The following is a 14,049-nucleotide window of genomic DNA, read 5'->3' on the forward strand; positions in this document are numbered from 1 at the left end:
CCAGTTTTACCAATCATATGGCTAATTTTAGTAGCCTTGGTTTTCGCTACTTTTCAGCGACATTCATCACCAACTTACAGAAGTGGGCGACTTCTGTTGCTGTTTATGTTAAAAAATATAAAAAAAGCCCTAAAGGCTATTTAAAAGACCGTGCACCTTACTTCGATGTAAGCCTACAAGCGTTACCCAGGCAGTAAGCTCCAATCAGGCTTACCCGCGGCACACGAAAGTGTTCACTTACCGTTGCTTCCTTCCGGACCTGGCGGGGTTCATGAATTTCCGTTGCGCAGGACCCAATCTTCAACACCACTTACCTAGGTCAGTCCCTACAAGCTTACACCTAGGCAAGGAATTCAACCCTGCTATAGCGGATTGCAGGTTACAGGGCACCGCTACCTCCCCGTCTAGCACGGTCACTGGCGGAGAGAGGGGATTCGAACCCCGATACGGGTTTTGTCCGTATACGCGATTTCCAGTCGCGCGCCTTCGACCAGCTCAGCCATCTCTCCAAGTGCTGACTATTACATTATATATATTTTATTTAACTATGTCAAGGTGAGATTTGTCAGAAATATTTGTAATAAGTTAGTAAAAGGTTCCTATCTTTCTCTACTGCCCTACTTAAACTTTCTAAATCTCGCCTCAGCCATTTCGTCTGCAACCTTTAATAGTTCCTTAATTTCTTCTGAAGCTAAGCTGTAGTGGATATTAAGGCCTACCTTTTCTCCTTTAACTATCCCAGCATCCTTTAATATTCTTAAGTGTTGTGAAAGATTTGATTGGGTAAATTCTATGTTTTCATTTAGCTTACAAACACATTCAGGCCCGTCTAATAAAAACTTTACTATCTTGTATCTTATTGGATGTCCTAAGGCCTTGAACATTTTGACAATCATTTCTTCTTGTGTCACGCTAAACACCCCTTTGTATTCAGTTAACTATATTATAATTCTCTAAATAAATCTCTGCAACACCAAAGTAATATATATGTTGAAAGGGCATATTATGCCCTTCCTGTTCTTATATTTTTAATAAAGCTTTCTGGCATTCCTGCCTCCTCCATATCCTGTGCAGCTCTTTCATAATCATATGGTACATACATTATTTCAACCTTTAGCTCTTCATTCGCATCTATTATAATATAATTTGCATCTGGTCTTCCGTTTTTGGTTTCCCAACACTTCCTGAGTTTATAAGCATTTTATTATAGTATCTTTTAAAATATGGTACGTGTGTATGTCCACAAACCAAAATATCGTGGCCTATTTCTTCCATAACTTCTTCTGCTTCTTTTGAATTTTCCTTTAAATATTCATTTATCTTTCTTGGACTTCCGTGAACAAATATAAAGGTTCTATCTCCAAAAGTTAATACAGCCTCCCTTGGAAGTTCCCTCAAAAATCTTTTATTCTCTTCAGTCGTATTTTCTACCGTCCAACTAAGTGATATGCCTGCATTTTCAGCGTCCTTAGGATCAGGATAATCACATCCGCATACCATTCTTTCAAATCCTACTGCATCATCATAATTACCCATTATAGTCAATATATTTTTCCTTCTAATTAGTTCTATTACTTCATTTGGATGGGTTCCATAACCCACAAGATCACCTAAGCATACAGTTAAGTCAACATTCCTTTTTCTATATCTTCCATAACCTTTTCTAACGCATATATATTGCTGTGTATGTCTGATATTACCGCTATTCTCATAACATCACTCCTTAATACTATTTAATTATATAATAAATTATAAATATGTACCTGTAAAGTTAATTTTGCGTTAATATTTTCTTTTCAAGACTTATTATTTCCAAAATTTATTGTACTAATAAGTATAAAATGTTATAATATTTTTAGCAGTGAAGGGAGGTATTAAATTGAAGGATAAGAAAAAATTGCTGTTCAGTTTATTATTTTATTCGGTATTATAAGTGCTTTAGGTGATGTTACCTATGAGGGTGCCCGAAGCGTATATGGAGCATATCTTAGCTCTTTAGGTGCAACTGCAACAATAATAGGCCTCATTACAGGATTTGGTGAATTCTTAGGCTATACCTTTAGATTAATTTCAGGGTATTTTGTTGACAGAACCGGCAAAGAATGGCCAGTTACTATTTTAGGATATGCTCTATTATTATCTGTTCCTCTATTAGGCTTTTCAACCACTTGGAAGGTAGCTGCAATATTTGTTCTTTGTGAAAGGCTGGGAAAAGCTATTAGAAGCCCAGGGAAAAGTTCAATGCTATCCCACGCAACAAAACACGTTGGAACAGGTTTCGGCTTTGGTATTTTAGAAGCAATCGACCAACTTGGTGCCTTAGTAGGCCCTCTAATATTTACCTTTGCACTAACACTTACAGGAACCTACAAGGCTGGATTTAAATTTATGTTAATTCCTGCACTCTTAACTATTGCCTTTGTTATCTATGCAAGAATTACAGTACCTAATCCTAAGGAACTTGAAGATGAGATAAAATCCCAAACAAAGGTTGAAATTAAAGACAATAAAGCTGTATATACTAAAAAATTTATAAACTATTCACTATTTATTTTCTTTAGTATAGTTGGTTTTGTGAACTTTCCTATACTCTCATACCACTTCCTAAATAAAAAGTTATATTAGAGGGGTAATCCCTACACTATATGCTGTTGCAATGGCACTTGATGGTTTATTTGCTGTTGTTATTGGAAAATACTACGACAAAAAGGCTTTAGAGCTCTTATATTTGTACCTATACTTTCAATTTTACTTATAATCTTAGGTTTTACTGAAAACACATATCTTGCTGTAATTTCTGTTATGCTTTGGGGTATTATAATGAGTATTCACGAAACAATACTTACGGCTGCAATAGCTGATATAACAACAAAGGATATTCGCGGAAGAGCCTATGGAATTTTTACACTATATATGGAATATCAATGCTAATTGGAAGTGTTTTAATAGGATATTTATATGAAATATCAATATTATCCACAATAGTTTTTGCAGTAGTATGTCAATTAGTTGCCTTTGTATTCTATTTTAGGTTTAAACAAAGCCTGCAAGGGTAGTCATTTAATAGTGTATTAATATTGCCCGATTAAATGTTTAAAAATACATTTAATCGGGCTTTTATACCAACACAGAAGCTTAAGAAACTATTATGCAAGTTCCTTTATATTCTCAATTATTGCATCCTTTTCAATGTTATTATCCTTCTTTACAACCTTACCATCCTTCGTATAATACAATGTAAGTGCTTCAACATCACCTAATCTTGCAGCAAGTGTAGCATTTTTATATACATCTATTTTAAACACCTTTAACATATCTCTATATTCCTTTTCAATGTCTTCAATAACCTTTAAACTTTCTCTGCTCTTTTCATCTATTGGAGACCAAAGATATATAAGGCCTACTTTTTCCTTTTGCATTATTTCCTTTTCAAAAGTTCTGATTCTGCAACATACTTTTCTGCCATAATGCCAGCTATTGCACCGTCCCCAACTGCTGTTGCAACCTGTTTTATGGCCTTTGCTCTAACATCTCCCGCAGCAAAAACGCCATCTATATTAGTCTGCATATTCTCGTCTGTTATAATATATCCATTTTTATTCATATTAATTTGTCCTTTAAATATTTCTGTATTAGGTTCATAACCAATGAATAAAAAGCATCCATCTACAGGTACATCAATAAGTTCACCTGTCTTTACGTTCTTTAATACAACTTTATTTAACCTTTCTTCTCCCTCAAAGGAGTGAACCATTGTATTCCAAATAAACTCCATCTTAGGATTATTCATTGCCTGCTCCTGTGCTATTTTGTTAGCATCCATTATACCAACATCGTGAATAACAGAAACAATAACCTTTTTAGCAAACTTTGTTAAAAATATTCCTTCCTCTATTGCAGCATCTCCACTTCCAATAACCATTACTGTTTTATCTGTGTAATATGCTGCATCACAAGTCGCACAGAAGGATATACCCTTATCATATAAAAAGTTTTCCTCATTTTGTGCTTTGGTTAATCTTGGTTTCCCACCAGTTGCAATTATAACAGCCTTTGCGTGATATATAACCCTAAATGTTTCTAAGGTTTTATCTTTACCCTCTAAATTTACAGCCTTTACATCCGTTTGTTTTATAGTTACACCAAACTTTTTAGCCTGTTTAGTAAAAAGATTCATAAGTCCTGTACCTGTCTCTCCCTCTGGAAATCCTGGATAGTTTTCTATTTCACTTGTATAGGTAGCAAGTCCACCTAACAGAGACTTTTCAAACAATATTGTTTTTAATCTGGCTCGTCCACAGTATATCGCTGCTGTAAGCCCAGCTGCTCCACCACCAATAATTGCAACATCATAATATTCGTGCTTTTTTTCCATAATTAAACCTCCTAAAATACGAGCTCGGTTTCCCGAGCTCTTTTTGTATTAATTACAAACCTTTAATATAGTACTTAAATTTTAGTTACATAAAATATTTAACTAACAACTTACTACCAATAAATGCTCCTACAAATATAAATACCATAAATACCCATCCGTGTAATGACATAGATGCAACACCACTAAATAGAGCACCTATATTACATCCAAAAGAAATTCTTGCACCATATCCCATCAAAAGTCCACCTATGATTGCTGCTACAACCTGCTTCCAGGATTTTATCTTTTAATCTTAAATTGTGAAGCAAGAAGTGTTGCTAATAATGCACCAAATATGATTCCTAAGTTAGAAACGCTGTGAGTATCTGCCCAAAATCCTGCCTTTATTGCTTCAGCGTGTACTTTTTGTTGGAAATAGAACCAACCTTCAGGATTTCCTCCTAATGCCTTATATATCCAAGCACCCCAATAGGAAAATGGAGTTGTTACCCCCAAGCCTTTCCAGTAGATGCTAAAAGACCTATGTTTAATAAACCTAATATTACCGCACCTGAAACATAACTCCAAGGATCCTTTAATAATTTTTGTAGTATGGATTATCTTGAATTTTCATTTACATCCCCCTCCTATAACATTTAATTAAGCCTTTACTTTGTTTTTTCAATATAAATCTCCCATTGTCCGTCATCAACTTCTTCTATTTCAACATTATATCCTTCTTTTCTTGCCCATTCTGGCACGTTCTTAACTGCACAGCTGTGATCAATTTCAACTATTAGTATATCTCCAACCTTTAAAGTTTCCATCTTCTTTTGAGTTTTTAGTAGTGGTACTGGACAAGCTTCTCCTAAACAATCTAATCTGTATTCAGCCATTGTAAACTCCTCCTTTTATTCATTAATCTTCTTATTTCCATACCAATCTGCAACTATATATATAACAAATAACAAACCAAATTGAATAAGTAGTGCAAGTGGCCAACCTAATACCTTTGGTAAAAATACAGGCTTTGTCTTAGAAATTAAATTCTTTGACCACCATCCAAAATCGTGTGCTCCCCAAAGTGAACCTATTATAAAGAACACTAAGGATAGCCATTGCATCATAAATCCTTCTCCAACTCTCATAAGCGTTCCAGAAGCACAACCACCAGCTATAACCATACCAATACCAAACATTATTGCTCCAATTGCAGTATGAATTCCAACCGGTGAAATATTACCTGGTATCTTTGAAGGATCCTTTAAAAATGCGGAGTATTGAATTGATGCAAATCCAATTGTCGCTGTAGCAATTGCAATAATTACAGCCTTAGTTAAAGATGTGCTTCCTGTTAAAACAGGGTCTCTCATTGAAGCTGTAAAACAAAATCTTGACCTTTGTAGAGTGTAGCCTAATGCAACACCAAATGTCCACATAATTGCTGCTTTAGGTGCTTGATTTGCAGCAAAGAAACCTACTCCAACAATTGCAATTAAAAGTGCTACTCCAAAAGGAATTTGATTTACCTTGTTCTTTTTTGTCTTTGCCCTTGTTGAAACTTGAATTTTTGTTTCTCCCACATAAATCCCCCTTATTTGTTAATAGATTAACTGTTTTATTTGTAGAATTTTCTTTACATTTATAATTATAATATAATTTGTTATTTTTTGTCATTAATTATTTTAATGCTGTATTAGTTTTTCTTATGAATATCTTTTCAAAATAATTGAAATTGTTAATTAATAAATTATATAATTAATATTAGATAAGATGTAAGGGGTTGTTACCAATGAACATACAAAGTTTAATTTCCTTTAGGGAAACTGTCAGACAAAACAGCATATCAAAAGCATCAAACAAACTACACTTAACACAATCTGCCTTGAGTCAACAACTTCAAAACCTTGAGAAAAATGTTGGTTGTTCTCTTTTAATTAGAAGCAACAAAGGGGTTGAATTGACCAAAGAGGGAGAAATTTTACTTGAATATGCCGAATCAATAATTAATCTTTATGAGAATATGTTATCGGATATTAATGAATCGTTACACAACAAAATAAGTAAAATTAAAATTTTAAGTTGTAACATAGTAGGTGAGTATCTTCTACCTTGTTCCGTATACATATATAAGTCAAAACATTCAAATATCAAATTTGATATTAAAATTGAAAACACTAAAAAGGTTATAGAAGGTATTAAAAGTAAAATAGCAGACATTGGATTTATTGATAAACCCTTGATAGATGACGGAATAGAGAGTAAAAAATCTGTGCAAATGATTTGGTTTTTGTGTATAATCCTAAGAGGTATAAAATAGCTGATAACAAAATCAATATAAATAGACTATCAGAAATTCCACTAATACTGTTATCTAAAGACAACGGTATAAGATATATAATAGATACATCTATAAAAGATGAAAATTTGAAATTAGAAATGGAGCTAAATACAATTGAATCAATAAAGGCTTCTATAATAGCTGGTATGGGTGCATCTATATTACCCTATACATCTATAAAATCAGAAGTACACACAGGTCTACTCTCTGCTCTTCCAATAGAAGATATGTCCTGTTTTTGTGATATTTACTTAATCTACAACAAAGATATATTAAACAAAGAATATGTTAAGGATTTTGTTGAATTTATAATCAAGCACGGCAAGGAAACCTTCTGCTAAAGCTTAGTTATTTTTATATACCATATTCCAGCATCATCTTCTACTTCTATTTTGCAATTATAGTTTTTAAAGGCTTCAAAAATGCCTTGCTGTGTACAGCTATGGTCTGTAACAACTGTTATAGATTCATAGCTATTTATATTTTTAAAGGCTATTTTTGCTTTAATTACTGGAATAGGGCAGAATAATCCTATACAATCAATTTTGTTATTCATTTTTACCACCCTTTTAAATAGAGTATAATTTGTTATAATATAATTGTAACAGAACTTAAGGAGGCATAAAATGGATCAAAGAGATTTTTTAATAGACTTGCACCCGTTTGGGATCAAATAACAAACCATAACGAAGAAAAAATAAATAAAATACTGCAATTAATAGAAATAAAAGATAATTTAGACATACTTGACGTTGGTTGTGGCACAGGAATACTCGAATCCTTTCTTCTAAAATACAATCCAAACTCTATCACCGCAGTTGATATATCTGATAAAATGATTGAAGTTGCAAAATCAAAGTATGATAATAACAAGATAAACTTTATAACACAGGATATAATGGAACATAAAGGGGTATATGACTTAATTATAGTCTATTCTGCATACCCTCATTTTTATGATAAAAGGGCACTTGTTGAACATCTTTCAAGTATGCTAAATAAAGGTGGAAAGCTTGTGGTTGCCCATTCCGATTCACGCGAAAAAATAAACAATGTTCACAGTAAACACAATGAAGTTAAAGAAGATAGACTGCCACCTGCAATTGAAACAGCAAATATATTTTCAGAACATCTGTATGTTGATCTCATTATTGATAATGACGAAATGTATATAGTAAGTGGAATAAAAAATAAACAAAAGGTGTTTTGCACCTTTTGTTTACTTAAACCATATATCCCTTGCATATTCTAAAATTGTATTATCACTTGAGAACCTTCCTGAATGTGCAATGTTAATTAAGGACATCTTATTCCATCGGATTTTATCCTTATACATCTCATTTATCCTTTTATGTGCTTCACAATAGGAGTTAAAATCCTTAAGTACAAAAACTCATCATTGTAGGTTAATAGATGATTGAATATCTCCCTAAACTCTCCCCTTGGTGCAAAGTATCCATCATCAAGTTCATTTAATATCCTTGTTAATCTTCTATCTTGATAATATAAATCCCACGAATGATATCCTCCATTTTTGTAATAATTAATTACTTCTTCTGAGGTCATACCAAATATAATTATGTTTTCATCTCCAACTTCTTCATATATTTCAACATTTGCACCATCAAGAGTTCCTAAGGTTATTGCACCATTCATCATAAACTTCATATTACCTGTGCCTGATGCTTCCTTAGAAGCTGTAGATATTTGTTCACTAATCTCAGCACTTGGGATAAGCTTTTCTGCCAAGGATACATTATAATTTTCTGCAAAAACAACCTTTATTCTATTATTAACTATTGGGTCATTGTTTACCTTTTCACCTACACTATTTATTAGTTTTATAATCTTCTTTGCAAGATAGTACCCTGGTGCTGCTTTTGCACTAAATATAAATGTATGTGGCACAATGTCCATATTTGGATTATCAATAAGCTCATTATATAGATTAATAACGTGCAGAATATTAAGAAGCTGTCTTTTATAGGCGTGTAATCTCTTTGACTGCACATCAAATATTGAATTAGGGTCTATTTTAATACCCTGTGTTCTTCTTATATAGTCTGCTAATTTCACTTTATTGTTGTATTTAATCTTTGCAAGTTTATCTAAAAACGCCTTATCTTCCTTATAGTCCTCAAGCTTTATTAATTCCCTCGGATTTTTTATAAATTCGCATCCAATTGTATTTGCAATAAGAGTTGTAAGCTCTGGATTTGCTTTTATAAGCCATCTTCTGTGGGTTATCCCATTTGTTTTGTTGTTAAATTTATCTGGATAGTATTCATTAAATTCCTTAAGCTCTTGATTTTTGAGTATTTCTGTATGAAGCTTTGAAACTCCATTTACACTGTGGCTCCCTACTATAGCAAGGTTAGCCATCTTAACCCATCCCCCACTTATAATAGCCATTCTGTCTACCTTATTCCAATCATTGTTGTACCTTTGCATAAGTTCTTGACAGAATCTTCTGTTTATCTCTTCTATTATTGTATATATTCTTGGTAATAGATTTTTAATCATTTCAACAGGCCATTTTTCAAGAGCTTCTGCCATTATCGTGTGGTTTGTATAGGCTATAGTTTTAGTTGTTATATACCAGGCATCTTCCCAAGAAAGGCCTTCATCATCTATAAGTATTCTCATAAGTTCAGCAACAGCAAGTGCTGGATGCGTATCATTTATGTGTATTGCCACATATTTATGGAAATCATAAATTGAGTGTCCCATCTTTTAAAGGTTCTCATAATACTCTGAACACCAGCACTAACAAAGAAATACTCCTGTTTTAATCTAAGCAGTTTACCCTTTTGTGTTGTATCATCAGGATAAAGAACCTGAGATATAGACTCAACAGAATACTTATATTCTACAGCCTTAGTATAATCTCCTGTATTAAAGCTTTGGAAATCAAAATCCTTATTTTTTACCTCTGCACTCCATAATCTTAATGTATTTACAGTATCCGTTCCATAACCTATTATTGGAACGTCATAGGGAACTGCAAGTACCTCCTCATATCCCTCGTGTTTGGCAACAAAACGACCATTTTCAGTTGTAAAGTAAACGTATCCCCCAAACTTTACAATAACAGACTTATCTACCCTTCTTATCTCCCAAGGATAGCCGTGCCTTAACCAATCATCAGGTGTTTCCACCTGATATCCATCCCTTATTTGCTGTTTAAAAATCCGTATTTGTATCTTATTCCATTTCCGTGACCTGCTATAGATAATGCTGCCATTGAATCTAAAAACAAGCCGCAAGGCGTCCTAATCCCCCATTTCCAAGCCCTGCTTCCCTTTCAACATTCTCAAGTTCATTAAGTCTAACACCTAAATCATCTAATGCCTCTTTTACCAATTCCTTTATACCTAAGTTTAGAAGGTTGTTTTCAAGAAACTTTCCTAACAAAAATTCCATTGAAAAATAGTAAACCTGTTTAATTCCTTCCTTTTTATACTTTTGGTTTGTCTTCATCCATCTTTCAAAACTATATTCCTTTATAAGCTCAGCAAGTGCTATATATTGATGTAATACAGAGGACTCCTCCAAGTCCTCTGCAAATAAATTTATTAGTTTTTTCTTATAATCATTTTTTATTTGTTCCTTGGTCAAATTCATATAATCACCACCTAAATTCCTTCATATAAACCTTTGTATAATCTTGCAGAATTGTTCCAACTATTATCCCTTTCCATTCCGTGTTTAATTAAATGGTACCAGGCATTTTTGTTATTTCTATATACAGAAACAGCATATTTTATTATATTTAACATCTCATAGGAGTTATAATTTCTAAAGGAGAATCCCCAGCCTTCACCCGTAAATTGATTGTAAGGCTTTACTGTATCCTTAAGTCCTCCTGTTTCTCTAACTATAGGAACAGAACCATATCTTAAGGCAAGAAGCTGACCAATTCCGCAAGGTTCAAACAATGAAGGCATTAGGAACATATCGCTTGCTGCATATATTTTTCTTGCTAAGCCATCGTTAAAACAAATATTAGCAGACACCTTAGATGGATATATAGAAGCATAATATTTAAACAAATCTTCATATACATACTGTCCGGTTCCTAATACAACAAGTTGAACGTCCTGCCTTAATATTTCTTCAATCACATTTGCAACTAAGTCAAAGCCCTTTTGGTCTGTAAGTCTTGAAACTATTCCTATCATAGGAATATTTTCATTCACCTCAAGGTTTAATTCCCTTTGAAGCGAAGTTTTATTTATCTTCTTGTTTTCTATAGAATTAATATCATATTTTGCATAAATACTTCTATCAGTTGCGGGATTATATACATCATAGTCAACACCATTTAAAATACCTGTAAACTTATAGGATATACCTGCTAAAAGACCGTGAAGTCCTTCTCCATAGAAGGGCGTCTTAATCTCCTCTGTATAGGTTGGGCTTACTGTAGTAACCTTATCGGAATATATAATTCCTCCCTTCATAAAGGAAACAGCATCATAATACTTCATCTTATCTTCGGCAAAATAACCATCATCAAGTCCTAATAAATCCCCTAACACTTCCCTTCCAAATACTCCTTGGAATTTTAGGTTGTGGATTGTAAGTACTGTTTTTAAATTCCTATGAAAATCGCTGTGCCAATAATGATGTTTTAATAAAACTGCAGAAACTGCTGTATGCCAATCATTTAAATGAAGTATATTTGGTTTAAAGTCAATGTGGTAGATTGCCTCAAGTATTGCTCTGCTAAAATATGCAAATCTTTCACCATCATCGTAATATCCATAGGCACCCGGCCTTTTAAAATAATATTCATTATCTATAAAGTAGAATGGTACTCCATCGTACTCAAGATATTCTATACCACAATACTGTCTTCTCCATCCAACCCATACATCAAAATGAGTAATATGCCTCATCTTGCTTTTAAAATCATAATTTATATCTGAATACTTAGGCATTATGACCCTGGCATCTACACCTATTCTTCTCAATGCCTTAGGAAGTGCATAGGCAACATCGCCAAGCCCTCCTGTTTTTAAGAATGGATAGCACTCAGCCGCTGCAAACAATACCTTCATTAAAACCACCTCTCTTATATTCCGACATAACTTCCCTTCTCAATTACAATTGGATAGTTCTTATCTCCAATTAAAACCTTATCCATTTCAATTTCAACATTTTTATCTAATATAACGTTTTTAAGCTTTACATTTTTATTGATTACACACTTTGGAAAGACAATTGAATTTATGACTTCAGCCCCTTCTTCAATGATAACCCCACGGGATATAATACTATTTTTAACTGTACCCTTTATAACACATCCATTTGCAACAAGTGAATTTACTATCTCTGAACCATTTAAGTATTTTGTTGGAGGTGAATCATTGGATTTTGTATAAATTCTTCTTGAAGAATTTAAAAGTTCCTTCATTACATCATACTCTAATATATCCATTGATACCCTATAATATGAATTAACTGAATTAACACACCCTACATAACCTTTATATTCATAGGCTCTTACATCAAACTTCTTAAGGTTTGCAAATAAATATTGTTTTATAGTATCACATCCGCCATCCTGTATACATCTTAAAATACAATCTATAAAGAACTCCTTATTCATAATATATATTTCCATATTCACATTAGCTGTATCTGTCAAACAAAGATTTCTTCCAACACTTAATACTCTACCGTTTTCATCTATCTTCAATGTATCACAATTTAAGAACATATTGTCTCCATTTTCTACCTTTTTATATACAACTGTTACATCAGCGTCACTCTTTTCGTGTTCATAGGCAATTTCCTCAAAGTCAATATTACATATCATATAGGAGGATGTCATAATAACCTTGTTCTTTTTACTTCTATATAAAAACTCTAAGTTGTTTTTGAGAAGTTTTATATCACTATTTACTGCTGCATTTAAGTATCTATTAAATATAAACACACCATCATTTTTTCTGTTCATATCCCAAGGTTTTCCTGTTCCTATATGGTCAATTAAAGAACGTGATGCAGAATTAACAAATATACCTACATTTGTAATTCCTGCGTTTTTCATATTAGATAGCATAAAATCTATCACTCTGTATCTTGCAAATATTGGTATAGAAGCAATTGGTCTATGAACTGTCAAACTTCTTATATTGCTTTCATCCTCGCTTAGAGAAATTACTCCCATATAATCCTTTAGCATAAATTACCCCCAGTCACTCATTCTTTGTATTTTCTTTTATATCTTTATTATCGCCAATTAAAATAATATCCTGGCAGTTTCCGACAGATACTCCTGCTCTTACCCTACAACCTTTTCCTATAATTGCTCTACATATATAGGCCCCGTCTTCTATCTCGGTATGATTCATAATTATTGAATCTACAACCTTTGCATTTTTCCCCACCTTAACTCCATAGGATAAAACAGAATTTTTAACTTCTCCTTCTATAATACATCCCTCAACAACTAAGGAATTTTTAATATCTGCATCTGCCCCAATATATTGTGGGGGTAGGAATAATCTGCAGTATATATCTTCCAATATGGATCGTTCAAATCCATACCACTCTCTTCATCTAATAGATCCATATGTGCTTCCCAATAGCTCTCTACTGTTCCAACATCCTTCCAATATCCCTCAAACTTATATGCATAAAGTTTTAGACCGCCATTTAGCATTTTTGGTATTATATTTTTACCAAAATCTCTTTGTGATTCTGCATCCTTTTCATCTTCCTTAAGGTATGCCTTAAGCTTTTGCCAGTTAAATATATAAATACCCATTGAAGCTAATGTACTTTTTGGTTTTTTGGTTTTTCCTCAAATTCATATATTCTTCCGTCTTCCTCTGTATTCATAATTCCAAATCTTGATGCCTCTTTTAAAGGTACCTCAATTACTGCAATTGTCGCATCAGCCTTCTTTTCCTTATGATAATCGAGCATCTCAGAGTAATCCATCTTATAAATATGATCACCTGATAATATAAGTACATACTCTGGTTCAAAATAATCTATAAAACTAATATTTTGGAAAATAGCATCTGCTGTTCCCTTATACCAGTTACCACCCGATTCACCTTCAAAGGGTGGAAGTAGTGTTACACCACCGAATTTTCTGTCTAAATCCCAAGCAGAACCAATACCTATATGAGTATGTAGTATTAAAGGCTGATACTGCGTCAAAACACCAACTGTATCTATACCAGAATTTGAACAATTGCTCAATGTAAAATCGATTATTCTGTATTTACCACCAAATGGAACTGTTGGCTTTGCATTATTACGAGTTAAAGTCTTTAATCTACTTCCTTGACCTCCTGCAAGTATCATTGCTACTATTTCTTTTTGGCATATT

The 14,049-nt window shown here is 33.1% G+C and carries 14 protein-coding genes, 1 tRNA gene, 1 other RNA gene and 3 pseudogenes; 4 read left to right on the plus strand and 15 right to left on the minus strand.

Translation table 11 applies throughout. The features are described 5' to 3' along the window. Positions 1-148 precede the first annotated feature (148 nt). The 4 genes and pseudogenes from ffs to PL321_RS06350 form a co-directional block, all read right to left on the minus strand. Positions 149-413: signal recognition particle sRNA large type (gene ffs, locus PL321_RS06335), an RNA gene on the minus strand. A 4-nt stretch (positions 414-417) separates the two neighbouring features. Continuing rightward, positions 418-509: transfer RNA gene (locus PL321_RS06340), tRNA-Ser, on the minus strand. Positions 510-617: 108 nt separating this feature from the next. Next, on the minus strand, positions 618-911 hold the full coding sequence (locus PL321_RS06345; protein WP_273963900.1) for an ArsR/SmtB family transcription factor: 294 nt from the start codon (positions 909-911) through the stop codon (positions 618-620). Between the two features lie 223 nt (positions 912-1,134). Further along, a pseudogene (locus PL321_RS06350) lies at positions 1,135-1,712 on the minus strand (metallophosphoesterase family protein). Positions 1,713-2,025: 313 nt separating this feature from the next. On the opposite strand from PL321_RS06350, the gene PL321_RS06355 reads away from it, so the two are divergent. Beyond that, complete coding sequence (locus tag PL321_RS06355) at positions 2,026-2,625, plus strand: MFS transporter (RefSeq protein WP_273964437.1); 600 nt, start codon at positions 2,026-2,028, stop codon at positions 2,623-2,625. A 521-nt stretch (positions 2,626-3,146) separates the two neighbouring features. Here the strand turns inward: PL321_RS06355 and PL321_RS06360 are convergent. The 6 genes from PL321_RS06360 to PL321_RS06385 form a co-directional block, all read right to left on the minus strand. Then, positions 3,147-3,419 carry a thioredoxin family protein gene (locus tag PL321_RS06360; protein ID WP_273963902.1) on the minus strand — a complete coding sequence of 91 codons (273 nt, stop codon included), beginning with the start codon at positions 3,417-3,419 and terminating at the stop codon, positions 3,147-3,149. Continuing rightward, positions 3,419-4,375, minus strand: a complete 957-nt coding sequence (locus tag PL321_RS06365) for an NAD(P)/FAD-dependent oxidoreductase (protein WP_273963903.1) — start codon at positions 4,373-4,375, stop codon at positions 3,419-3,421. Before PL321_RS06365 ends, PL321_RS06360 begins: the two co-directional genes overlap by 1 nt. Before the next feature lie 85 nt (positions 4,376-4,460). Next, positions 4,461-4,613 carry a YeeE/YedE thiosulfate transporter family protein gene (locus PL321_RS06370; protein WP_273963904.1) on the minus strand — a complete coding sequence of 51 codons (153 nt, stop codon included), beginning with the start codon at positions 4,611-4,613 and terminating at the stop codon, positions 4,461-4,463. A 44-nt stretch (positions 4,614-4,657) separates the two neighbouring features. Next, complete coding sequence (locus tag PL321_RS06375; RefSeq protein WP_273963905.1) at positions 4,658-4,873, minus strand: hypothetical protein; 216 nt, start codon at positions 4,871-4,873, stop codon at positions 4,658-4,660. A 152-nt stretch (positions 4,874-5,025) separates the two neighbouring features. Next, on the minus strand, positions 5,026-5,253 hold the full coding sequence (locus tag PL321_RS06380) for a sulfurtransferase TusA family protein (RefSeq protein WP_018666356.1): 228 nt from the start codon (positions 5,251-5,253) through the stop codon (positions 5,026-5,028). 15 nt (positions 5,254-5,268) lie between these two features. Beyond that, the gene (locus PL321_RS06385) at positions 5,269-5,940 is read right to left on the minus strand and encodes a YeeE/YedE thiosulfate transporter family protein (protein WP_273963907.1); all 672 of its coding nucleotides are present in this window, start codon (positions 5,938-5,940) and stop codon (positions 5,269-5,271) included. Positions 5,941-6,149: 209 nt separating this feature from the next. On the opposite strand from PL321_RS06385, the gene PL321_RS06390 reads away from it, so the two are divergent. Then, positions 6,150-6,677: a LysR family transcriptional regulator gene (locus PL321_RS06390; RefSeq protein WP_273963909.1), complete on the plus strand. Its 528-nt coding sequence runs from the start codon at positions 6,150-6,152 to the stop codon at positions 6,675-6,677. Beyond that, positions 6,650-7,039: a LysR substrate-binding domain-containing protein gene (locus PL321_RS06395; protein ID WP_273963910.1), complete on the plus strand. Its 390-nt coding sequence runs from the start codon at positions 6,650-6,652 to the stop codon at positions 7,037-7,039. The genes PL321_RS06390 and PL321_RS06395 overlap by 28 nt, the downstream gene beginning before the upstream one ends. Here the strand turns inward: PL321_RS06395 and PL321_RS06400 are convergent. Then, positions 7,036-7,254, minus strand: coding sequence for a sulfurtransferase TusA family protein (locus PL321_RS06400; RefSeq protein WP_273963911.1), 219 nt, complete (start codon positions 7,252-7,254; stop codon positions 7,036-7,038). The genes PL321_RS06395 and PL321_RS06400 overlap by 4 nt on opposite strands. A 117-nt stretch (positions 7,255-7,371) precedes the next feature. On the opposite strand from PL321_RS06400, the gene PL321_RS06405 reads away from it, so the two are divergent. Further along, on the plus strand, positions 7,372-7,950 hold the full coding sequence (locus PL321_RS06405; protein ID WP_273964438.1) for a class I SAM-dependent methyltransferase: 579 nt from the start codon (positions 7,372-7,374) through the stop codon (positions 7,948-7,950). On the opposite strand, the pseudogene PL321_RS06410 reads toward PL321_RS06405, so the two are convergent. The 4 genes and pseudogenes from PL321_RS06410 to PL321_RS06425 form a co-directional block, all read right to left on the minus strand. After that, positions 7,918-10,322 (minus strand): annotated as a pseudogene (locus tag PL321_RS06410) (glycogen/starch/alpha-glucan phosphorylase). The gene PL321_RS06405 and the pseudogene PL321_RS06410 overlap by 33 nt on opposite strands. Positions 10,323-10,333: 11 nt before the next feature. Beyond that, entirely contained in the window at positions 10,334-11,761 is a 1,428-nt protein-coding gene (gene glgA, locus PL321_RS06415) for a glycogen synthase GlgA (RefSeq protein WP_273963913.1), read from the minus strand. A 14-nt stretch (positions 11,762-11,775) separates the two neighbouring features. Beyond that, the gene (gene glgD / locus PL321_RS06420; protein WP_273963914.1) at positions 11,776-12,891 is read right to left on the minus strand and encodes a glucose-1-phosphate adenylyltransferase subunit GlgD; all 1,116 of its coding nucleotides are present in this window, start codon (positions 12,889-12,891) and stop codon (positions 11,776-11,778) included. A gap of 13 nt (positions 12,892-12,904) precedes the next feature. Further along, positions 12,905-14,048: pseudogene (locus tag PL321_RS06425) on the minus strand (glucose-1-phosphate adenylyltransferase). Between the last annotated feature and the right edge of the window lies 1 nt (position 14,049).

Origin of the sequence: Caloramator sp. mosi_1 (assembly GCF_028622835.1) — a bacterium.
Taxonomy (GTDB): Bacteria; Bacillota; Clostridia; order Clostridiales; family Caloramatoraceae; genus Thermobrachium.